The sequence below is a fragment of the Micromonospora sp. NPDC049374 genome (assembly GCF_040677165.1).
Taxonomy (GTDB): Bacteria; Actinomycetota; Actinomycetes; order Mycobacteriales; family Micromonosporaceae; genus Micromonospora.
Genome location: NZ_JBFAQH010000017.1, coordinates 43230 through 63641, shown reverse-complemented (window position 1 = coordinate 63641; position 20412 = coordinate 43230). Strand labels below are relative to the sequence as shown.

Below are 20412 nucleotides of genomic sequence, written 5' to 3'. Positions count from 1 at the left end.
TCGTCGGCGTGAGGACGTACTCGGAACTGTTCGCCGTGACCGAATTCCGCAACCTTTTCCTGGCCAACTGCGTAGGCATCGCGGCGCACACCACGTCGGCGCTGGCCCTCGGTTCGCTTACCTACGCCGTGACCGGTTCGGCGCTGCTCACCGCACTGAGCATGTTCGGCGCGCCGTTGGCCAGCGTGCTCGGCAGCCTGACGCTGCTCTCCGCGGCCGACAGCCTGCCGCCGCGCCGGGCGTTGACCCTCGCCGCGCTGGTCGGCCTCGCCGGTGCGGTGCTACAGGCCGTACCCGGTCTGCCGCTGCCGGTGCGCTTCGCGGTGATCCTGCTCGTGGCGTACGTCGGCTCGGTCACCGGCGGTGCCCGGTGGGCGTTGATCAACGACATTCTGCCGGCCGACGCGTACGTGCTGGGCCGGTCCACGATGAACGTGAGCGTCGGCGTCATGCAGATCGCCGGCTTCGGGGCGGGCGGTTTGCTGCTCGTCTGGTTGAGCCCGTACCAGGTGTTCCTGGTCGCCGCCGCGCTGCGCGCCCTGGCCGTGGCGGTGACCTGGCTCGGGTTACGGGAACGGCCGGCGCGGGCCGGTGAGCGGACCTCGACCGCCCGCACCATGCGGATCAACCGGGAGCTGTGGGCGGACCCGGGTCGCCGGTCGCTGTACCTGAACCTGTGGCTGCCCAACGGACTGGTCGTCGGCTGCGAGGCGCTGTTCCTGCCGTACGCGGGCGACCGGGCCGGTTTCCTCTTCGCCGCCGGTGCCCTCGGCATGCTCGCCGGCGACGTGCTGGTGGGGCGGTTCCTGCCGGCCGCGGCGCGGCAGCGGTACGTACTGCCGCTGCGGCTGCTGCTTCCCGTGCCCTACCTGGTCTTCCTGATCCGTCCGGAGCTGCCGCTGGCGATGCTGCTCGCCCTGATCGCCTCGGTCGGGTTCGCGGTCTCGTTGCCGTTGCAGGAGCGGCTGATCGCCTGCTCCCCGCCGCAGACCCGAGGCCAGGTGCTGGGCCTGCAACAGAACGGGATGCTGGCCGGACAGGCGGTGTTCGCGGCCCTGGCCGGTACGGTCGCCGACCTGCTGCCGACCCACCGGGCGGTGGCCGTGATGGCCGGGCTGTCGCTGGTCACGACGCTGCTGCTGACCCGGGGCCTGCGGCGGACCGCGCCGGTGCCGGTCGGATGCAACCGATCGGCACCCGCTGACGTCCGATCGGCATGAGCATTCGTCGAAGCGGGCGACTCGCGGTCGTCCCTCTGCTGTTGCTGACGTCCGCGGCCTGCGGCCAGCAGGCCGGTGGCGCCGGGTCCGGAGAGGCGGACTCACCCGAGCGGTCCTACTCCGCCGACGCGGTGGTGTTCCGGATGGATCACACCGGGGGTTTCGTCACGCCGGCCATGCTGGCCACCCGCCTGCCCACGGTCAGCGTGTACGGTGACGGCCGCGTGATCACCCAGGGGCCGGTGCCATTGATCTATCCCGGTCCGGCGTTGCCCAACCTCCAGGTCGGCACGATCAGCGCCACGGAGGTGGACGAACTGCTCAAGGCGGCCCGCACCGCAGGGGTGGGCGACGCGGCGGATCTGGGCCGGCCACCGGTCTCCGACGCCCCCTCGACCCGGTTCACGGTGCTCGGGGACAACGGGACCGAGGAACTCGAGGTGTACGCCCTCGCCGAGTCCGGCGGCGCGGACGCCGGCCTCACCGCCGAACAGCGGGCGGGCCGGGACAAGCTACGCGAGTTCGCCGACTCGCTGACCGCCGAGTCCGGTCCGCTCGCCGCCGCGCAGGCGGACCCGCAGCCGTACGCGCCGACCGCCGTCGCGGCCGTCGCGGAGCCCTGGGTCGCCAACGCCGACGCCGGCCAGCAGCCCGAGGTGGCCTGGCCCGGGCCGGCGCTGCCCGGCCCCGAACTCGGCCAGGGCGTGGGGCTGGGCTGTGTCACGGTGACCGGTGACGAGGCGCAGCGGTTGCTCACCGCCGCGGCGGCGGCGAACGCGGCCACCCCGTGGGTGTCGGACGGCAAACGGTGGACGGTTACCCTGCGGCCGCTGCTGCCCGACGAGACCGACTGCGGCGACCTGGCCAGCAACCGCTGATCAAGGTTCCGGGCGGTCGGCCACCGGCCGCCCGGGACGCCTCCGGCGGGCTGGTGACGTCGGCCGGTTAGGCTGCCGCGCGATGAGCAAGAGCCTGTCTCGCATCCTGGTCTACGGGGTCCACGGCTCCGGCAAGTCGACCCTCGCACAGCGCCTGTCCGAGCGGCTCGGGCTGCCCTGGTATCCGGTCGACGACCTGCTCTGGGAGCCCAACTGGGTCGAGGTGCCGGTAGCGCTGCAACGCAGCCGGATCGAGGCGATCTGCCGCCGGGAGCGCTGGATCCTCGACGGGGCGTACCACGGTTGGCGGGACGTGCCGCTGGCCCGTGCGGACCTGGTCGTCGGCCTGGACTATCCGCGCGGGCTGTCGTTCCGCTGGTTGCTGCGGCGCACACTACGCCGGCTGTCCACGGAGGAGGAGATCTGCAACGGCAACCGTGAGTCGCTGGGCAGCGTGCTGTCCACCGAGTCGGTCCTGATATGGCACGTGACCGAGTTCGGCCGGGAACGGCGTCGGCTGCGAGCCTGGCACGCCGACCCGAGCGGGCCGTCCGTGCTGCTGCTGGACTCTCCGGAGGCACTCGAACGCTGGCTGGCCGGCCTGCCGGCCCGGTGAGAGGTCGGTCAGCGGCCGGCGGGTGGCGCTACGGTGGGCGGATGGACGAACTCGTGGCGCTCTACCTGGAAGGTGACACCTCGGGAACGGTCACCGGCACCGCGCCACGCAGTGCCGTACGCGCCGGCAACCTGCCGCACGCCGCGACGGCGGTGCTGCTGCGCGACGAGCGGGACTGCATCTACGTCCACCGCCGTACCGACACGAAGGACGTCTATCCGGGCATGCACGACGCCTTCGCCGGAGGTGTCGTCCTGGCCGGCGAGGATCCGTTCGAGGCGGCGGCCCGGGAACTCACCGAGGAACTGGGCGTCACCAACTGCGAGATCCGGCCCTGCCTGCGCTACTGGTAAGCCGACGCGCGCACCAACTACCTCGCGTACGTCTTCGAGGCGCGCTACGAGCGGCACCGCTGCGGCCCGGTGGTGCATCAGCCCAGCGAGGTCGCCGACGGCTGGTGGCTCGACCTGGCCGAGTTGGCCGCCCGGCTCGCCGATCCGTGCTGGTCCTTCGTCCCCGACGGACGGGTCACCCTCGAGCACTACCTGCGGCAGGTAAAACCCTAGGTCGAGCTTGGCCAATCGTCGCGACTGCGGTGGCCGCAGCGATGAAGATGGGCACATGGGGCTGTTCCTCCGAGGGCGGGTGGAGACGACCACGGAGGCGCACCGGACGACGCGGTACGAGATCTTCTTCGATCTGGTGTTCGTCTTCGCCCTGACCCGGATCACCGCCTACATGGTCGGTTACCCGTCGCCGCTGACCCTGCTCAAGGGTCTGGTCGTCCTGCTGCTGCTGTGGATCTCCTGGCTGATCTACGCCTGGCTGGGTAACCAGGCCCGCGCCGACATCGGGCTGATCCGGGCCGGCACCACCGCCGTCATGGGCCCGATCTTCCTCATCGCCGTGGTCATCCCGAACGTCTGGGGACCGAGCCCGGGCCCGCGCCTGATCCTGGTGCTGTCGTACCTCGTGGTGCGGGTGGTCCACCTGGCGCTCTACCGCCGGGCGGCTGAGGGCGACCGGCGGCTGCACCGCACGCTGCGCATCTACACCGCTACCACCGCGTTGTCCTGGATCCCGCTCGTCCTCGGCGCCGTCCTCGGCGGTGACGCGCAGTTGCCGCTCTGGGCGGCGGCGGTCGCGGTCGACTTCGCCGGCGGACTGATCGCCTCCATGTTGAGCGGGTGGCCGTTGCGCAGTTCGGAGCACTTCACCGAGCGGCACGCCCTCGTGGTGATCATCGCGCTCGGCGAGACGTTGATCTCCGTCGGCGCCGGCATCGGCTCCGAGTTGATCAACGGACCGGCCCTGCTGGCCGCGCTGCTCACCCTCGTCGTCACCGTCTGCCTGTTCCGGCTGTACATGCTGAACTCGATGGCGGCGGGCGAGGCGCTGATGACCGAGCGCGGGCCGCGACGGGACCGGCTCGCCGCCAACGCCTACAGCGGCGGCCACTTCGCGTTGGTCGCCGGGACGATCTACCTGGCGCTCGGGGTCCACGAGGTGATCGCTCCGTTGGCGCATCACGAGCCCTGGCACGCCGCCGGCTCGGGCCTGGTCTGGACCTCGGCCGCCGCGCTGTTCGGCGGGGTAGCCCTCTTCCTCGCGGGCGAGGCGCTGTTCCGGGGGCTCAGCGTCCGATCGGTTACCCCGGCGCAGCTGCTCACGCCCGCGGTGGCGCTGGCGTTGCTGCCGGCCGGACGGTACCTGCCCGGCCTGGTTGCCCTCGGCCTGCTCGCCGCCTTCCTCGTCATGCTCGTCGGCTACGAACGTGCCTTCGGTGCCGGCCGCGCCTCCCGCGCTCCCGCAGCCACCAGCAGGCACGACACGGGGTCGCGCTGAGCCACCCCTCGACGTGGCGCTCGACGGACTGCGGGCCGGCAGCCGCAGCCGGAACCGGCCCGCACGTCAAGGTCAGAAGCCGAGGGCGGTCCTTCCGCCGACCACTGGCAGACGCAGCTCGCTGTGGTGCGGTGCGACCCGTAGCCGCGTGCCACCCAGCGGGAGCAGGGTGTACTCCTGGTCGCTGGAGAAGATCACCAGACCGATCCGGTGACCCGCCGGGACGACGTGGTCCTTGGGCTCCAGGGTCCACCGCAGGTCGTACAGCCTGCCCTGGCGCAGCGGGTCGGTGCGCGAGACGCTCCGGCGGTTCTGTGGGTCCATCCAGCCCCGGGTCACCACCGTCGGTGCGACGGTGGAACCGGCCGGTCCGTAGTCGACCAGGTACGCGGTGAGGTTCGCGTCCGGTTTGTTGTCGATCGCCAGCCGGAGCCGCAGCTCCGGACGGCCGGAGACGCGGACGTCCCGGGGCAGCGCGGGGGAGAGGTAGGCCAGCCGGTACGGACTGGCCGCCTCCGGGTCGGCAATCAGGGTGTCGGGGTGGATGGTGCGACCCTCGTCGACGAAGCGTTGCTCGACGGCGCGCTTCGGCGCCCGGGCAGAGGTGAGCGTGCCGACCGTGGTGGCGTCGGTGGCGGCCAGCCGCAGCGCGACCTTCCGGCTGCCCGGGTCGGGCCAGTTCGCGTACGTCGTGTAGACGCGGTCCTCGCGCTGCACCACGGCGGTCGGCTCGTCCATGATCCCGTTGGGCACCTGCCACAGCCAGTGGTCGAACCAGCGGTTCTCGGTCTGCTTCCAGGTCCAGGTGCGGCCGTCGGGCAGGGTCACCGCTGCGGTGTTGCCCGGGCCGCCGTGCCCGCCCTGGTGCAGCCAGATCTTGCGCGGTACACGGTGCCGGGCCAACTCGTCCCACCAGCCGGCGAAGTGCTCGGTCTTGACGTTCCAGTCGTTGAGGCCGTGCACGACGAGCACGCTGGCCCGTACCCTCCGCGCGTCGAGGTGGTCCCGGTCGCGCCAGAACGCCGAGTAGTCGCCGGTGACCCGGTCCTGCCGGGCGGTCAGCGCCGCGATCTCGTCGGCGCAGCGACCTTCGGCGGGGCTCGGCCGGCGGTGAACCCGGCCAGCACGTCGGTGTCCTCACCCTGGTACGTGCCCGGGGCCACCACCAGGCCGTTGGCACGGTAGTAGTCGTACCAGCTGCTGATGGCGGCCACCGGCACGATGGTCCGCAGCCCCGGAACGCCGGTGGTGGCCACCTGGTTGGGCAGTGTGCCGTTGTAGGAGACGCCGGTCATGCCGACGGCCCCGGTGGTCCAGTCGGCGGTGACCGGTGCACCGGCCGCGTCGTACCCCTTCGCCCGCCCGTTCAGCCAGTCGATCACCGCCCTGGTGCCGAGCGTCTCGGCGTGGTCGCCGCTGGTCGGGCAGCCGTCGGAATCGCCGGTGCCGACGCTCTGGCCGAGCACGACCGCGTATCCCCGGGGCACGTAGTAGTCGTCAAGCGAACCGGGCAGGTTGGCCTTTGCCGCCGCCCGCTGCACCGCCAGGTCGGACGTCCGGTGGCCGGACCGACGGTTGACGCCGTTCTGCGGCAGCTCGTCCACCAGCACACTCGGGTACGGCACGTCGTACCAGACATCCTTGCGGTACGGGCTGTGTTCGAAGATGACCGGCACCTTGAACCCGTCGGTGGCAGTTTCCCGGGGGCGGGAAATGTCGATCGCCACCCGGTCGAGACGGCCGTCCCGGTCGGTGTCCACGATGGTCTGCACGTACACCCGTTCCTCGATCGCGTCGGCGAGCGCGAACACCGGTTGGGTCATGCCGTCGACGACCACGATGGACGGTGTGCCGGTGGACGCGGGCCGCGCCGCCGCCGGTGCCGCGTGCAGCGCCAGCGTGCCGGACAGGCCGATCCCGAGTAGTGCCAGCAGGTGGGGGTGGCGACGCACGGGCGTCTCCCTTCGATGGCTGGAGACATTTACACCTTGCGATGTTATCGCTCACTGACTACGTTTCGGAGGCAGGAGCGAAGGGCACGCTCCGACGTCCCCCGCCCGGTCGGCGACCAGGCGAGCCGAGGCGCTGTGTGCCTGCTGACGGGCACTGCGGGCCCCGTGCGGGACGGGTCACGCCGCCGGTCCAGGACGGCTGACAGCACGTCGCGGGAGCCGTGGCACACGTCGAAGGTCGCCGCCCGGGTCGCCCACCTGACCTGACATCCCGGGCCGGCGTCGCACCGTATCCAGGCGCATCCCAGCGGTACGCCGGCCGTTCCCGGCATGACCACCACCGCGATGCGCCGCACCGCCGCGCGTCCACAGCGGGCGCGGAATGGAGTACACGATGTCCAGGCGTAAATCGATTTTCGGGCCGGTCGCGCTCGCCGCGCTGATGGTGCTGGCCGCCGCCGGCACGGCGCTGAGCGCGAATCCCGGCAGCGTCCCGGCCGCCCAGTCGGGCATCCTCGCCGCGACCGCCGGTTGCGGCAAGGCACCCACGCTGCGCAGCGGTACGCACACCATCCAGAGCAGCGGTAAGAACCGCAGCTACATCCTGCGGGTACCGGACAACTACAACAACAACCACCCGTACCGACTGGTGTTCGGGTTCCACTGGCTCAACGGCTCGGCGACCGACGTCGCCACCGGCCAGACCGTGCAGCGCGACACCTGGGCCTACTACGGGCTGTTGCCGCTGTCGAACAACAGCACCATCTTCGTCGCGCCGCAGGGACTCAACAGCGGCTGGGCCAACTCCGGTGGCGAGGACGTCACGTTCGTCGACGACATGCTCCGGCAGATCGAGGGCGATCTCTGTGTCGAGACCACGCAGCGCTTCGCCCTCGGGTTCAGCTACGGCGGCGCCATGAGCTACGCCGTCGCCTGTGCTCGGCCCAACATCTTCCGCGCGGTCGCCGTCTACGGCGGCGCACAGCTGAGTGGATGCAGCGGCGGCAGCCAGCCGGTCGCCTACTTCGGGGCACACGGCATCCGCGACAGCGTTCTCAACATCTCCAACGGGCGGTCGCTGCGGGACCGGTTCGTCCGCAACAACGGCTGCACCGCGCAGAACCCGCCGGAACCGTCGCAGGGCAGCCTCACCCACCGCAGCACCACCTACTCCGGCTGCGCGTCCGGCTACCCGGTGGTCTGGGCGGCGTTCGACGAGGGACACATCGCCGCACCGCAGGACGGCGCCCCCGGCGACAGCGGCTCCCGGACCTGGCTGCCGGGCGAGACCTGGCGCTTCTTCACCCAGTTCGGCGGCACCACGCCGCCGCCGAACCCGACCACGCCGCCGCCGAACCCCACCACCCCGGCGCCGAGCCCGACCACAGCGCCGCCCGGTGGCGGGGCGTGCCGGGTCACCGCCGAGGTCAACGCCTGGAACAACGGGCTGACCGAGCAGATCACCATCACCAACACCGGCAGCTCCACCATCAACGGCTGGTCGCTGGTCTTCACGCTGCCCGGCGGGCAGACCATCACCGGCGGCTGGAACGCCAGTTACTCACCGACCTCCGGGCAGGTGACCGCCCGGAACGTCTCGTACAACGGCACCATCGCCCCGAACGCGTCGGTCGGCATCGGCTTCCAGGCCACCCACACCGGCAACACCGCCAGACCGAGTTCGTTCACCCTCAACGGTGCGGCCTGCACCGTCAGCTGACCCCTCCGCCCGAGCGGGCGCGGATCCCACTCGGGGTCCGCGCCCGGCCCGGCCGTCAGCCGGCACCGGAACGAGCGTTGTGTCCCTGCCTTCGGTCAGCGAATCGGCTGGATCGGGAAGCGGCCGCGGCGCCAGTGCCAGTGTCGGCCGGCCGTGAGGTGGTCGATGACCGCGCGCTGGAGCACGGTGTCGCGCGGGAGTTGCCCCAGGGGTGTGGTCAGGGTGCGGAACACGAACCGCAGCACTTCGACGTCGGCGTCGAGCCCTTCCGGCTCCTGATAGGGCTCCAGCTCGAACCGCCGCTGGAAGCGGACGATGTTGGAGTGCTCGGGCAGATATTCCCGCAGCTGCGGGTCGAGCAGCCATGAGCCGCAGGCGAATGACGTGTAGTGCTCGTCGGGGAAGTGGCGCGGGAAGAACGCGCGGGCCTCGTCGAGTGACGCCTCGACCGCCTCCGGGCTCATCGGCCCCGAGTCGGGGATGTGCAGTTCGATGGCGGTGCCACCGCGATGGTGCTGGAGCCGGCCGAGCTCGTAGACGCTGCCGCGCGCGTGCAGCGTCAGCCAGCTCTGCATGACCGACCAGCCCTCGCGATGCATCCGCCGGTCGATGGCGAGGTTGCGACCCAGGTCCGCGAGAGTCACCCAGGAGACGGCGTCGGGGACACCGTGTTCACGGTGATATTCCCTGACCACGTCGACCAGGGCGAGGTACGCGTAGACGTAGAGATGCTGCCAGGCGGGGCCCCGCTCGCGCGGCAGCGCCGGACCGGGCGGCAGCCACTCGTGGCCCCCGAGATCCGCGCGGACCAGGGCGATCGAGCGGTCGAGCAGCCAGCGCAGCTCCGGGGTCCACTCCGTGGAGTCGGGATCGGGCCAGCCCGCCATGATCTCGGCGGCGTCGTCCGGCCGCACCGCGAGCCGGTCGAGCAGCGCGGGCGCGTCGGCTCTGGCGGGCACCGGAGCCGACGGGTGCTCGCCGGCTAGCCGGTGCACGCGCTCGATGTCCTCGACGGGTACGCCGAGCCGGGTGGCGATGTCGTCCAGATCCACGCGGAAGACAGTAGCGACCGGTGCCGTCGTCGCAACAGGCCCGAACCTGCGATGATCCGTAACCCGCTCAGGGGTTGGGCGGCGTGACCGCGATGATCAGGTGGGCCGGCTGGTCGCTGGCGTTGCGGTAGAGGTGGGCCAGGCGTGAGTCGAAGGTGACGGCCTCGCCGGCGGTGAGGGTGTACGCCTCGCCGCCGATGTCGGCGACCACCTCGCCGCTGATGACGATGGCGCACTCGGTCGAGGGGTGTGCCCACGGCTCGGCCGAGCTGGCGTCGCCGGGGGCGAGATGCGCCTGGAGCACCTCCAGGTCGCCGCGCCCGGGGGTGAGGCGTTCGTAGGTGATCTGACCCGGGGGAGCGGTGAGCAGGCTGCGGCTGCCGGCCCGGCTGATGTGCACCGCCGGTGCCTCCGGTTCGGAGAACAACTCGGCGATCGAGGTGTCGAACACCTGCGCGAGTTTGCGCAGGGTGGCCAAGCTCGGGTCGGTCGCCCCGTTCTCGATCTGACTCAGCAGGGCGGGTGACACGTCGGCGGCTGTGGCGAGCTGCCGCAGCGTGAGGGAGTGCTGCTGACGCAGGACGCGGAGCCGGTCACCGAGCATGGGAACCTCGATCCGATAACAGTGTGGCTAAAAATGTTTGACCAAGCTACACGGCCGTGTTTAGGGTGGTCAAACGCGAGGGCGGCGTTGTTTGGTACTGGTAGACACGCCGCGCCCAGACACGAACCGGACGAACGCGAGTCCGGCTACATCCAACCCTGCGACGACGCACCCCGAGAACCCGACGCACCCCCGAGAACCCGGAACACCGTCATTGGCCGTCTGGGCCCGGCCGGTGGTGGTGCCGCCGGACGTCGATGCCCCGCGGATCCCGCGCAGCGGGCCGCGCCATACGAAGGTAGGAACAGCATGTCGGTGTCCCCCCGCCGGCTCCGCGCCGGAGCACTCGCTCTGGCGGCGCTGGCCATCATCTCCACCACCGCCTGCACGGCCGGCGGCAGCGGTGGCAACGCGAACGGCGGCGAGGCCAAGACCCTCACCGTCAACACCTCGTTCGTGCTCAAGACCCTCGACCCCGGCCGCGTCTACGAAGCCACCGGCCTGACCGCCGTGCACGCCCTCTACGACACCCTGCTCACCTTCGAGGGCTCCGACGTCGGTACCCCCGTCCCGGCGCTTGCCGAGTCGTACGAGGCGTCCCCGGACGCGAAGACCTTCACCTTCAAGCTGCGCTCCGGGGTGACCTTCTCCGACGGCAGCCCGCTCACCGCCGACGACGTGGTGTTCTCCCTCAACCGGCTGAAGAACATCAAGGGCAGCCCGGCGGTCACGGTGAGCGAGCTGAGCGTCAGCAAGACCGACGACAGCACCGTCGTGGTCACCTCGGCCACGCCCAACCCGAACGTGCCGGTGGTGCTGGCGATGCCGTCCACCGGCGTGCTCAACGCCGAGGTCGCCCAGGACAACGGCGCCAAGGACGGCGCGGACGCCGCGCAGGGCGACACCGCCCAGCAGTACCTCGACACCAACTCGATCGGCAGTGGGCCGTACGTGCTCAAGTCGTACGAGCCGGAGTCGCAGGTGGTGCTGGAGGCCAACCCGAACTACTGGGGCGACAAGCCGCAGTTCGAGCGGGTGGTACTGCGCAACATGGACGTGCAGACCCAGAAGCTGACCATGCAGCGCGCCGAGAGCGCCGAGATCTCGCTGGACATCTCCGGCAAGCTGCTCGACGGTCTGCCGGAGAGCCTGCAAACCTCCGGCGTGCAGGACACCGTCTACTTCCTCTTCCTCAACGCCGATCCGGCGGTCTCGGCGGTGACCGCGAATCCGAAGTTCAACCAGGCGCTGCGCGCTGCCATCGACTACCAGGGCATCGCCGCCCTGTACGGCGAGGGCGCCGCTCCCGGCGCCGGCCTGGTGGCACCGGCCTTCCCCGGCACCCTGCCCGCGAGCGAGGCGTCCACCCGGGACGTGGCGAAGGCCAAGGCGCTGCTCGCCGAGGCCGGACTGAGCGACCCGACGGTCACGTTCAACTACCCGGCCATCACCTACAAGGGCGTGGACCTGGGCACCGTGGCCACCAAGGTGCAGGGCGACGCCGCCGAGGCCGGCATCACGCTGGAGTTGAACCCGCAGCCGCTGACCACCTTCCTCGACGAGATGCGCGGCGGCAAGTCGCCGCTGGGCTTCACCCCGCAGAGCCTGAACTACCCGGTCGCCGACTCGCTGATCAACAACATGGCACCCGGCCAGGCAACCGCGCTGCGGTCGGGCTGGACCGTCGAGCGGGCCGACCCGGCGGTCGTCGCCGCCGGTGAGAAGGTCACCGAGACCCTCGATCTCGCGGCCCGGGCCACCGCCATGCAGGAGTGGCAGCGGCTGATGAACCAGTCGTCCCCGTACATCGTGCTGGCCAGCAACTCCTCCACGGTGGTGGCGACCGCCGACCTGACCGGCGCGGACTACTCCGCCGCCGGCTGGCAGGTCGACGTCGCCGCGGTCGGCCGCAGGTAGTCGGAGCACCATGACGACGGTCCACAACGGCGAGCCGGGCGCGGTCACCACGACCGCGCCCCGGCCCCGCCGCGCCCACCCGCTGCTCGCCTTCCTGGCCAAGCGGCTGGCGATCACCGCCGGACTGCTGCTGGGCGTCACCGTGGTGACGTTCGGGCTGGTAAACGTGGTGCCCGGCGACCCGGTCACCGCCAACCTGTCCGACCAGGCGCTCAACGACCCGGCCACGGTGGCCGCCTTCCGCGAGAAGTGGGGGCTGGACCAGCCACTCTGGCAGCAGTACCTGCACTACCTGGGCAACCTCTTCCGCGGCGACCTGGGTATCTCCCAGCAGACCGGTCGGGCGGTCCTGGACGACCTGGTGCGGTACGTGCCGGCGACTCTGGAGCTGGCCATCCCCACCATGGTGCTGGCGCTGTTGATCGGCACCGGGATCGGCATGCTGGCGGCGGTCCGCAACGGCCGGTTCACCGACCAGCTCATCCGGGTGGGCGCCCTGCTCGGGCTCTCCACTCCGCCGTTCTGGCTGTCGCTCGTGGTGCTCTACGTCTTCTTCTACCAACTCGGGCTGGCTCCCAGCGGTGGACGGCTCTCCACCGGCTTCAGCCCGCCGCCGACCGTCACCGGCATGTACACCGTCGACGCGGCACTGGCCGGTCAGTGGGATGTGGCCTGGGACGCGGCGCAGCACCTGACCCTGCCGGTGCTGGTGCTGACCTCGCTGACCGTGGCGCTGCTGGTCCGCTTCGTCCGCTCCGCCATGCTGGAGGTGCTCCAGCAGGACTACATTCGGGCCGCGTACGCCAAGGGCCTGCCGACCCGGGTGGTGCTGCGCCGGCACCTGCTGCGCGCCGGCCTGGTCCCGGTGGTCACCGTGTCCGGCCTGGCCTTCGCCTCGCTGCTGTCCGGGACGGTGCTGGTGGAGAGCATCTTCGGCTGGCCCGGCGTCGGTCAGTACGCCTACCGCAGCGCCACCGCCCTCGACCTGCCCGCGATCCTCGGCGTCAGCCTGTTCGTGGCGCTTGTCTACACGCTTGTCAACCTGACCGTCGACCTGCTGTACGGGCTCATCGACCCGAGGATCCGCCTGTCATGACGATGATCGCACCCGATCCGGTGGCCCCAGACCCGAAGGTGGACCGGGCACTCACCCGCCGTCGCTGGCTCGGTCGGCTGCGCGGCGGCTCGGCCGGCCGACCGGTCTGGCGACAGCCGATCGCCGTGGTGGCGCTGACCATTCTCGGTGGCTGGCTACTGGTGGCGATCCTCGCCCCGTTCGTCGCCCCCTACGACCCGCTCGCCCAGAGCGCCGACACCTACGCGGCACCGTCGGCGGCGCACTGGTTCGGCACCGACTCCCTCGGGCGGGACATCTTCAGCCGGGTCGTGCACGGCGCGCGGTTGTCGATCCCGCTGGCCCTGGCCATCGTCTCGCTGGCCCTGCTGATCGGCGGCCTGCTCGGGCTGATCGCCGGATACCTGGGCCGGTTCGCCGACGAGGCGCTGATGCGGCTGACCGACCTGGTCTTCGCCTTCCCGCAGATCATCCTGGCCATGGCGGTCACCGCCGCCTTCGGCCCGAACACCCGCAACGCGGTGCTGGCGCTGGTCATCGTCTCCTGGCCGGTGTACGCCCGGGTCATCCGCAGCGCCGTGCTCAGCATGCGCGGCGACGACTACCTCAACGCCGCCCGACTGCTCGGTGTCGGACCGGTCCGGGCGCTGCGCCGCGATGTGCTGCCCAACAGCATCGGTCCGGCGATCGTGCTGGCCACCCTGGAACTCGGCAACGCGGTGCTGCTGCTCGCCGCGCTCTCCTTCCTGGGGCTGGGCCCGCGCCCACCGGCCGCCGAGTGGGGCTCGATGGTCGCGCTCGGCTCCCAGGACCTGTCGATGTGGTGGGTCAGCGTCTTCCCGGGCCTGGCCATCCTCACCGTCGTGATGGCCTTCAACGTGCTCGGCGACGCGTTGCGAGACCGGCTCGACCCCCGCTACGCGAAGGGACGCTGAGATGGCGCCGCTGCTCGACGTCGACTCCCTCGCCGTGACCCTGCCCGGCCCGCGCGGGCCGTTGCCGATCCTGCACGACGTGTCCCTCACCGTCGACGAGGGCGAACTCGTCGGCATCGCCGGAGAGAGCGGCTGCGGCAAGAGCCTGACCGCGCAGACCCTGCTCGGTCTGCTCCCGGCCGGCGCCAAGGTCACCGGAACGGCGCGGTTCGCCGGCACCGACCTGCTCGGCCTGGACAACCGGGGCTGGCAGCGGATCCGGGGCGCGGGCATCGCCATGGTCTTCCAGGACCCGACCGCCGCCCTGCACCCGATGCTCACCGTCGGCCGTCAGCTCACCGAACACATGCGGGTGCACCTGCGGATGGACCGGCGGTCCGCGACCCGCCGGGCGGTGGAGCTGCTCGACCAGGTCCGGATCCCCGACCCGGAGCGTGCCCTGCGCGCCTATCCGCACCAGTTCTCCGGCGGCATGCGGCAACGGGCGGCCATCGCGATCGCCCTGGCCGCCCGGCCCCGACTGTTGATCGCCGACGAACCGACCACCGCTCTCGACGTCACCGTGCAGGCCGGCATCCTCGCCCTGCTCGACCGGCTGCGCGCCGAGACCGGGCTGGCGGTCGCCTTCATCACCCACGACCTGGGGGTGCTCAGCGCGTTGACCACCCGTGGCTACGTCTTCTACGCCGGCCGCGTGGTGGAGACCGGTCCCACCGGCTCGCTGCTCACCGCACCCACCCATCCGTACACGGCGGCGCTGCTCGGTGCCCGGCCGCACGGCACCCAGGCGGTCGGCACGCTGCGGCCCATCCCCGGCGCACCGCCGGCACCGGGCGAGGCACCGCCCGGCTGCCCGTTCCAACCCCGCTGCCAGTACGCCGAGCCGGCCTGCGGCACCGTGCCCCCGCCCCTGGCTCCGGTGGGTGCCGACCGGTCGGTGGCCTGCGTGGTCCGCCCGCACCTGGAGGTGACAGCCCGATGACCGGCCTGCTGGACATCAGCGACGTCGAGGTCGAGTACCGCTCGCGGGGACGCGGCCGGGTGCTCGCGGTCGCCGGGGTCAGTCTGGGGGTGGCGTCCGGGCAGATCGTCGGCCTGGTCGGTGAGTCCGGCTGCGGCAAGTCCTCACTGGCCCGGGCCGTCGTGGGGCTGACCCCGCCGAGCGCCGGGGTGGTCCGCTTCGCCGGGCGGCCGGTCACCCCGCTGGGCTGGCGACGCCGGCCGGACGCCGAGATCGGCCTGCAGATGGTCTTCCAGAACCCGTACGCCTCGCTGAATCCCCGGCGCACCATCGGCGCGCAACTTCTCGACGGCGTTCCGGCGACGCTTACCGGCGCGGCCCGCCGGGACCGGGTCGACGAGTTGCTGGACCGGGTCGGCATGCCGAGCACCGCAGCCGAGCGATACCCGCACCAGTTCTCCGGCGGCCAGCGGCAACGGCTCGCCATCGCCCGGGCCCTCGCCCCGCAACCCCGCATGATCATCGCCGACGAACCGGTCACCGCGCTGGACGCCTCATCCCAGGCACAGGTGGTCAACCTGCTCGTCGGGCTGGTCCGCGATCTCGACATGGGTATGCTGTTCATCTCCCACGACCTCGCCCTGGTGCACGAGATCGCCGACGTCACCGCCGTGATGTACCTGGGCCGCATCGTGGAGAGCGCGCCCACCCGCGAGCTGTGGCGGAATCCGCGACACCCCTACACCCGGGCGCTCATCGACGCGGTGCCCCGCATCGGCCCCACCCCACGGTTGCCCGCCACCCTGGCCGGTGAGGTACCCGATCCCGCCAACGCCCCCACCGGCTGCCGGTTCCGGCCGCGCTGCCCGCACGCCTTCGCCCCCTGCGGCGACCAGCCACCCACCCTCGACCTCGGCGGACGCAGCGCCGCCTGCTGGCTCAACGATCCCACGATGGCCCCGGCCACCGTGCCCGCGAACTGAGGACGTCGTCATGCACACCGCCACCGAACAGGTCCTGGTCAACCTCGCGCTCTACGACGGCGTCGCCGACCACCTCCAGCCCGACCAGGGCGTCCGGGTCGGCGCCGACGGATTGATCAAGGCTGTGGGCGCCGTCGACGACGTGCTCGCCGAGGCCGGCGACGCCCGGGTGGTCGACCTCGGCGGCGACGTGGTGATGCCCGGCCTGACCAACATGCACGTGCACCTCTCCCTCGGGCTGCCCGGTCACCTCGCCGACACGGTGCACCGGTCCAACCTGGCCGAACTGGTGCTGCTGATGGCCGACTCGGCCCGACGCACCCTGCACGCCGGGGTCACCACCGCCCGGCTGGTCGGCGAGGGACGCTACGCCGACTTCGCGCTGCGCCGGGGCATCGAGGCCGGCGCGGTGGACGGTCCCCGGATCTTCACCGCCGGACACGCGCTGTGCTGCACCGGCGGCCACGGCTGGGAGGCCGACGCCCTGGAGGCCGACGGTGCCGACGGCTTCCGCCGGCTCACCCGGGCCCAGATCCGGGCCGGCGCCGACCTGATCAAAGTCTGTATCTCCGGCGGGATCGCCGGTCAGTTCGAGGCGATCGACACCCCGCAGCTGCTCGACGACGAGATGGCCGCCGTCATCCGGGTCGCCCACGACTGGGGGCGCAAGGTCACCGCGCACGCCGGCCCGGCCGACACCGTACGGCGGGCGGTCGAACTCGGCCTCGACTGCGTCGAACACGGCTACGAACTGACCGACGAGGTCACCCGCCTGATGGCCGACCGGGGCGTCTGGTACGTGCCCACCATCGTGGTGAGCCGCTGTGAACAGTTCTTCCGTGACTCCGGGGTGCCCGGCTGGCTGATGGACCGGGCCCTGGCCGCCGGCCCCCGACACTGGGAGAGCCTCCAGCACGCCATCCGCAACGGGGTACCGATCGCACTGGGCAGCGACATGCCGCCGCACGCGGGCTACGACGAGACCACCGCGACCGTGCGTGAGCTGGAGTTCATGGTGGACGCCGGGATGCCGGTGGCCGACGCGCTGAAGGCCGCCACCATCCGGCCCGCCGAATGGCTCCGCCAGGCCGACATGCTCGGCAGCGTCGAGGCCGGCAAGCACGCCGACCTGCTGGTGCTGCGCGACGACCCGACCCGTTCCGTCTCCGCGCTGCGCACCCTGCACGCGGTCATGAAGGGTGGCGTGGTGTACCGCGACGACCACCAGCGGCTGCGGACGCCCCGATGACCGGCGCCGGGACGGCCGACACGACCGGGCCGAGCATCTCCACCGTGGCCGACGGGTACCTGCACGCCCTCGCCGCGCTCGATCCGGAGGCCGCCGAGACGGCCGGGCGTACGCCCGAACGGCGGCTGGCGGACCTGTCGCCGGACGCTTTCGACGCCCGGGCCGAGCTGACCCGCGCGACCGCCACCGCGGTGGCCACCGCCACGGTGACCGGCCCGACCGAGCGTGCCCTCGCCGGTGCCCTGGCCGACCGGCTGGCCAGCGAGGTGGCGCTGCACGACGCCGGCTTCACCACCCGGCTGCTCGCTCCGCTGGCCACCCCGGTGCACCTGGCCCGGCAGGTCTTCGACAACCTGCCCCGGACCACCGCCGACGACTGGGCCGTGGTCGCCGACCACCTGCACCGGCTGCCCACCACCCTCGACCAGTACACCGCCACGCTGCGTCGCTCCGCCCAGCGCGGCCAACTGGTCGCCCGCCGGCAGGTGCTTACCGTCGCCGCGCAGTGCACCGCCTGGGTCACCGCCGACTTCTTCGGCGGTCTCGTCGCCGGTCACCCGGCCGGGCCGCTCGCCGAGCGCCTCGCCGAGGGGGCCCGGCTGGCCACCGCCGCCACGGCGGGATTCGCCACGTTCCTGCGCACCGAACTGGCTCCCGCCGCTACCGAGGTGGACGGCGTGGGGCGCGACCTTTACCAGGTCACCGCCCGCGCCTTCCTCGGTGCCACCGTCGACCTGGACGAGTTGTACGCGTACGGCTGGGCGGAGCTGGCCCGCACCGCCGCCGAACTGCGGGCGGCGGCGGCCGACTGCGGTCACCCGGACGTGGCCGCCGCCCGGACGGCGCTGGATGCCGACCCGGACGGGCGGGTGCCGGTCGGCCCTGCCCTGGAGGAGTGGCTGGCCAGGCGGACGGCGCTGGTGACCGAGCTGCTCGACGGGACGCACTTCGACATCCCACCCGCCACCCGGCAGGTGGTCTGCCGGATCAGCCCCGCCGCCTCCGGGGTCATGTACTACACGCCACCCGACGCGAACCTGACCCGCCCCGGTGGCATCTGGTGGTCGGTACCGCCGGGCGAGTCGACGGTGCCGGTGTGGCGGCATGTCGGCACGCTCTGCCATGAAGGGTTGCCCGGCCACCACCTCCAGCACGCCATCACGCTCACCACCGCCGACCTGCATCCGTGGCAGCGCACGCTGTGCCACGTGCACGGGTACGCCGAGGGCTGGGCGCACTACGCCGAACGGCTCGCCGACGAACTCGGCCTCTACGCCGGCCCGGCGGAACGGCTCGGCATGCTGGACGGGCAGATGTGGCGGGCCGCCCGCGTGGTCATCGATCTCGGCCTGCACCTCGACCTGCCGATTCCGGCCGGCAACGGGTTCACCGACGCGCCCCGCTGGAGCCACCCGGTGGCCGTGGACCTGCTCACCCGGGTCGCCGGGCTGGACGCCGCGACGGCCCGGTTCGAGGTCGACCGCTATCTCGGCTGGCCCGCCCAGGCGCTCGCCTTCAAGGTCGGCGCGCGGCTGTGGCAGCAGACCCGCCAGGACGCCGAGCGCCGCGCCGGCCCCGCCTTCGACCGGAAACGGTTCCACCACACCGCGCTGGCGCTCGGGCCGATGGGTCTGGATCCGCTGCGTGAGCGCCTCGCCGAGACGTTCCGACCCGCTGCCGCCTCCCTCGACCGGAAGTGACCCCGATGAGTATCGACGAACTCACCAACACGATCACCGAGATGTACCGATCACTGGGGGATCGGTCCGCCTTCGACGCCCACCTGCACCCCGACCTGACCATCTGGGAATCCGACGCCGATCGGCTGATCACCGGGCTGGCCGCGCTGGACGCGCTGCGTGACCGCCGGGCCGCCGTGGCCACCGGACCGGCACCGGTCACGGTCGCTCCGGAAGCGTTGCACGCCGAGTCGTGGGACGACACCGGTCTGGTCCGGTACGTGCTCCGGGCCCGGCACGCCGACGACCGACCGGACGTCTGCTTCCGGGTAACCGACGTGCTGCGGCGCGACGACGCGGGCTGGCGGATCGTCCACCACCACGCGGAGGCCGTGCGATGAGCGACGACCAGCCCACCACCGACGTCTACGACCTGCGGGTCGTGGTGGAGCGCATCGAGGGACGCTCGGTGTGCGGCATGAAGCCGGGCGACCACGTCGACCTGACCGAGTCGTGCCGGTTGCGCATCCCCGAGGGCCAGCACTTCTGCCTGTACGCGCTGGCTGCGTGCCTGCCGCTGCTGCCGGCCAAGCAGCGGGCCCTGGACGACGGGGACTGGATGGCCCGGGACAGCCACGTCGCCTGCCCCGACCCGGAGGAGCGGCTCATCATGCGGATCGAGCGCACTGCCCGGCGGCAGATCCCCACCGAGGAGCTGACGTGAGTTCTCCCGATCGCCTGGTCGGCATCGGCCTACAGTCGGACAAGTCCGCCGACGAGTACGCCGTGCTGGCGGAGATGGCCGAACGGCACGGCTTCGACGTGCTGTCGGTCTTCGGCGACCTGATGTACCAGCCGCCGCTGTTCCCGTTGCTGGTGGCCGCCCGGCACACCCGCCGGATCCGGCTCGGCGCGGCCTGTCTCAACCCGTTCACCCTGCACCCGGTGGAGGTGGCCGGTCAGGTGGCCGCCCTCGACCTGGCCTCGCACGGCCGCGCGTACCTCGGCCTGGCCCGGGGCACCTGGTTGCAGCAGGTCGGGGTGGCGCAGTCCCGGCCGCTGCGGCGCATCGCCGAGACGGTGCAGATCGTCCGGCGGCTGCTCGCCGGTGACGACGGCGGTTTCGTCGGCCGCGAGTTCACCGTGGCCCCGGGTACCGCGCTGCGGTACACCCCGGCCCGGTCGGACGTGCCGGTGCTGGTGGGCACCTGGGGCCAGCAGACCGCCCGGTCCGCCGCCGGGTTCGCCGACGAGGTGAAGGTCGGCGGGTCGGCGAACCCGGCGATGGCCAAGACCATGCGGGCGTGGCTGGACGAGGCGGCCTCGGGCCGGGACACCGGGGTGGTGCTCGGCGCGGTCACCGTCGTCGACACCGACGGCGCGCTGGCCCGGCGGATGGCCCGTACCGAGGTCGCCATGTACCTCGCAGTGGTCGCCGCCCTCGATCCCACCGTCGAGGTCGACCCGGAGCTGCTGGCCCGCATCCAGCAACATGTCACCCGCCGCGAGGACGACCTGGCCGGCGCGCTGATCGGTGACGACCTGCTCGACCTGTTCGCGTTCTCCGGTACGCCCGAGCAGGTCGCCGCGCAGGCCGCCGCGGTCTTCGACGCCGGGGCCAGCCGGGTGGAGTTCGGTACTCCGCACGGGCTGACCCCGCAACGCGGGATCGACCTGATCGGTCGACGGGTGCTGCCGCTGCTGCGCACCTGACGGCCGGCCCGGG

At 72.0% G+C, this 20412-nt stretch carries 19 protein-coding genes and 1 pseudogene; 17 read left to right on the top strand and 3 right to left on the bottom strand.

The features are described 5' to 3' along the window. Nucleotides 1-8 precede the first annotated feature (8 nt). From AB0J93_RS24810 to AB0J93_RS24785, 6 genes are all read left to right on the top strand, one after another. Nucleotides 9-1220 (top strand): MFS transporter, encoded by a 1212-nt coding sequence (locus AB0J93_RS24810; RefSeq protein ID WP_363924726.1) that lies wholly within the window; start codon nucleotides 9-11, stop codon nucleotides 1218-1220. Continuing rightward, on the top strand, nucleotides 1217-2098 hold the full coding sequence (locus tag AB0J93_RS24805; RefSeq protein WP_363924725.1) for a hypothetical protein: 882 nt from the start codon (nucleotides 1217-1219) through the stop codon (nucleotides 2096-2098). Before AB0J93_RS24810 ends, AB0J93_RS24805 begins: the two co-directional genes overlap by 4 nt. Nucleotides 2099-2180: 82 nt before the next feature. Continuing rightward, complete coding sequence (locus tag AB0J93_RS24800; protein WP_363924724.1) at nucleotides 2181-2714, top strand: AAA family ATPase; 534 nt, start codon at nucleotides 2181-2183, stop codon at nucleotides 2712-2714. A 41-nt stretch (nucleotides 2715-2755) separates the two neighbouring features. Continuing rightward, nucleotides 2756-3067: an NUDIX domain-containing protein gene (locus AB0J93_RS24795; RefSeq protein WP_363924723.1), complete on the top strand. Its 312-nt coding sequence runs from the start codon at nucleotides 2756-2758 to the stop codon at nucleotides 3065-3067. A 69-nt stretch (nucleotides 3068-3136) separates the two neighbouring features. Continuing rightward, nucleotides 3137-3280: a hypothetical protein gene (locus AB0J93_RS24790; protein WP_363924722.1), complete on the top strand. Its 144-nt coding sequence runs from the start codon at nucleotides 3137-3139 to the stop codon at nucleotides 3278-3280. A 55-nt stretch (nucleotides 3281-3335) separates the two neighbouring features. Next, nucleotides 3336-4559, top strand: coding sequence for a low temperature requirement protein A (locus AB0J93_RS24785; protein WP_363924721.1), 1224 nt, complete (start codon nucleotides 3336-3338; stop codon nucleotides 4557-4559). 72 nt (nucleotides 4560-4631) lie between these two features. On the opposite strand, the pseudogene AB0J93_RS24780 reads toward AB0J93_RS24785, so the two are convergent. Beyond that, a pseudogene (locus AB0J93_RS24780) lies at nucleotides 4632-6554 on the bottom strand (Xaa-Pro dipeptidyl-peptidase); the annotation flags it as partial. 351 nt (nucleotides 6555-6905) lie between these two features. Here AB0J93_RS24780 and AB0J93_RS24775 point away from each other — a divergent pair. Next, a complete protein-coding gene (locus AB0J93_RS24775; protein ID WP_363924720.1) occupies nucleotides 6906-8231 on the top strand; it encodes a cellulose binding domain-containing protein in 1326 nt (441 codons plus the stop codon). 95 nt (nucleotides 8232-8326) lie between these two features. Here AB0J93_RS24775 and AB0J93_RS24770 read toward each other — a convergent pair whose 3' ends face one another. Both AB0J93_RS24770 and AB0J93_RS24765 read right to left on the bottom strand, forming a co-directional pair. After that, nucleotides 8327-9283: an acyltransferase domain-containing protein gene (locus tag AB0J93_RS24770; protein ID WP_363924719.1), complete on the bottom strand. Its 957-nt coding sequence runs from the start codon at nucleotides 9281-9283 to the stop codon at nucleotides 8327-8329. A gap of 67 nt (nucleotides 9284-9350) precedes the next feature. Then, nucleotides 9351-9887: a cupin domain-containing protein gene (locus AB0J93_RS24765; RefSeq protein ID WP_093402122.1), complete on the bottom strand. Its 537-nt coding sequence runs from the start codon at nucleotides 9885-9887 to the stop codon at nucleotides 9351-9353. Nucleotides 9888-10196: 309 nt separating this feature from the next. Here AB0J93_RS24765 and AB0J93_RS24760 point away from each other — a divergent pair, with 309 nt between their 5' ends. The 10 genes from AB0J93_RS24760 to AB0J93_RS24715 are packed head-to-tail and all read left to right on the top strand — an operon-like array spanning nucleotide 10197 to nucleotide 20399. Continuing rightward, nucleotides 10197-11804: an ABC transporter substrate-binding protein gene (locus AB0J93_RS24760; RefSeq protein ID WP_363924718.1), complete on the top strand. Its 1608-nt coding sequence runs from the start codon at nucleotides 10197-10199 to the stop codon at nucleotides 11802-11804. Nucleotides 11805-11814: 10 nt separating this feature from the next. Beyond that, nucleotides 11815-12900: an ABC transporter permease gene (locus tag AB0J93_RS24755; RefSeq protein ID WP_363924717.1), complete on the top strand. Its 1086-nt coding sequence runs from the start codon at nucleotides 11815-11817 to the stop codon at nucleotides 12898-12900. Further along, on the top strand, nucleotides 12897-13814 hold the full coding sequence (locus tag AB0J93_RS24750; RefSeq protein WP_363924716.1) for an ABC transporter permease: 918 nt from the start codon (nucleotides 12897-12899) through the stop codon (nucleotides 13812-13814). Before AB0J93_RS24755 ends, AB0J93_RS24750 begins: the two co-directional genes overlap by 4 nt. 1 nt (nucleotide 13815) lies before the next feature. Next, on the top strand, nucleotides 13816-14796 hold the full coding sequence (locus AB0J93_RS24745; protein ID WP_363924715.1) for an ABC transporter ATP-binding protein: 981 nt from the start codon (nucleotides 13816-13818) through the stop codon (nucleotides 14794-14796). Next, nucleotides 14793-15758 carry an ABC transporter ATP-binding protein gene (locus AB0J93_RS24740; protein ID WP_363924714.1) on the top strand — a complete coding sequence of 322 codons (966 nt, stop codon included), beginning with the start codon at nucleotides 14793-14795 and terminating at the stop codon, nucleotides 15756-15758. Before AB0J93_RS24745 ends, AB0J93_RS24740 begins: the two co-directional genes overlap by 4 nt. 10 nt (nucleotides 15759-15768) lie before the next feature. After that, nucleotides 15769-17007, top strand: a complete 1239-nt coding sequence (locus AB0J93_RS24735) for an amidohydrolase family protein (RefSeq protein WP_363924713.1) — start codon at nucleotides 15769-15771, stop codon at nucleotides 17005-17007. Further along, entirely contained in the window at nucleotides 17004-18707 is a 1704-nt protein-coding gene (locus tag AB0J93_RS24730) for a DUF885 domain-containing protein (protein ID WP_363924712.1), read from the top strand. Before AB0J93_RS24735 ends, AB0J93_RS24730 begins: the two co-directional genes overlap by 4 nt. A gap of 5 nt (nucleotides 18708-18712) precedes the next feature. Continuing rightward, entirely contained in the window at nucleotides 18713-19087 is a 375-nt protein-coding gene (locus tag AB0J93_RS24725) for a nuclear transport factor 2 family protein (RefSeq protein WP_363924711.1), read from the top strand. Continuing rightward, on the top strand, nucleotides 19084-19410 hold the full coding sequence (locus AB0J93_RS24720) for a TIGR04076 family protein (protein WP_357581702.1): 327 nt from the start codon (nucleotides 19084-19086) through the stop codon (nucleotides 19408-19410). Before AB0J93_RS24725 ends, AB0J93_RS24720 begins: the two co-directional genes overlap by 4 nt. Next, a complete protein-coding gene (locus AB0J93_RS24715) occupies nucleotides 19407-20399 on the top strand; it encodes an LLM class flavin-dependent oxidoreductase (protein WP_363924710.1) in 993 nt (330 codons plus the stop codon). Before AB0J93_RS24720 ends, AB0J93_RS24715 begins: the two co-directional genes overlap by 4 nt. The last annotated feature ends 13 nt before the right edge of the window (nucleotides 20400-20412 follow it).

What these genes read in the sequence shown, in the direction of transcription:
- AB0J93_RS24745 (WP_363924715.1), top strand. Translation starts at nt 13,816, where the DNA reads ATGGCGCCGCTGCTCGACGTCGACTCCCTCGCCGTGACCCTGCCCGGC.
- AB0J93_RS24775 (WP_363924720.1), top strand. Translation starts at nt 6,906, where the DNA reads ATGTCCAGGCGTAAATCGATTTTCGGGCCGGTCGCGCTCGCCGCGCTG.
- AB0J93_RS24800 (WP_363924724.1), top strand. Translation starts at nt 2,181, where the DNA reads ATGAGCAAGAGCCTGTCTCGCATCCTGGTCTACGGGGTCCACGGCTCC.
- AB0J93_RS24805 (WP_363924725.1), top strand. Translation starts at nt 1,217, where the DNA reads ATGAGCATTCGTCGAAGCGGGCGACTCGCGGTCGTCCCTCTGCTGTTG.
- AB0J93_RS24750 (WP_363924716.1), top strand. Translation starts at nt 12,897, where the DNA reads ATGACGATGATCGCACCCGATCCGGTGGCCCCAGACCCGAAGGTGGAC.
- AB0J93_RS24795 (WP_363924723.1), top strand. Translation starts at nt 2,756, where the DNA reads ATGGACGAACTCGTGGCGCTCTACCTGGAAGGTGACACCTCGGGAACG.
- AB0J93_RS24725 (WP_363924711.1), top strand. Translation starts at nt 18,713, where the DNA reads ATGAGTATCGACGAACTCACCAACACGATCACCGAGATGTACCGATCA.
- AB0J93_RS24765 (WP_093402122.1), bottom strand. Translation starts at nt 9,887, where the DNA reads ATGCTCGGTGACCGGCTCCGCGTCCTGCGTCAGCAGCACTCCCTCACG.
- AB0J93_RS24755 (WP_363924717.1), top strand. Translation starts at nt 11,815, where the DNA reads ATGACGACGGTCCACAACGGCGAGCCGGGCGCGGTCACCACGACCGCG.
- AB0J93_RS24785 (WP_363924721.1), top strand. Translation starts at nt 3,336, where the DNA reads ATGGGGCTGTTCCTCCGAGGGCGGGTGGAGACGACCACGGAGGCGCAC.
- AB0J93_RS24760 (WP_363924718.1), top strand. Translation starts at nt 10,197, where the DNA reads ATGTCGGTGTCCCCCCGCCGGCTCCGCGCCGGAGCACTCGCTCTGGCG.
- AB0J93_RS24735 (WP_363924713.1), top strand. Translation starts at nt 15,769, where the DNA reads ATGCACACCGCCACCGAACAGGTCCTGGTCAACCTCGCGCTCTACGAC.
- AB0J93_RS24740 (WP_363924714.1), top strand. Translation starts at nt 14,793, where the DNA reads ATGACCGGCCTGCTGGACATCAGCGACGTCGAGGTCGAGTACCGCTCG.
- AB0J93_RS24730 (WP_363924712.1), top strand. Translation starts at nt 17,004, where the DNA reads ATGACCGGCGCCGGGACGGCCGACACGACCGGGCCGAGCATCTCCACC.
- AB0J93_RS24720 (WP_357581702.1), top strand. Translation starts at nt 19,084, where the DNA reads ATGAGCGACGACCAGCCCACCACCGACGTCTACGACCTGCGGGTCGTG.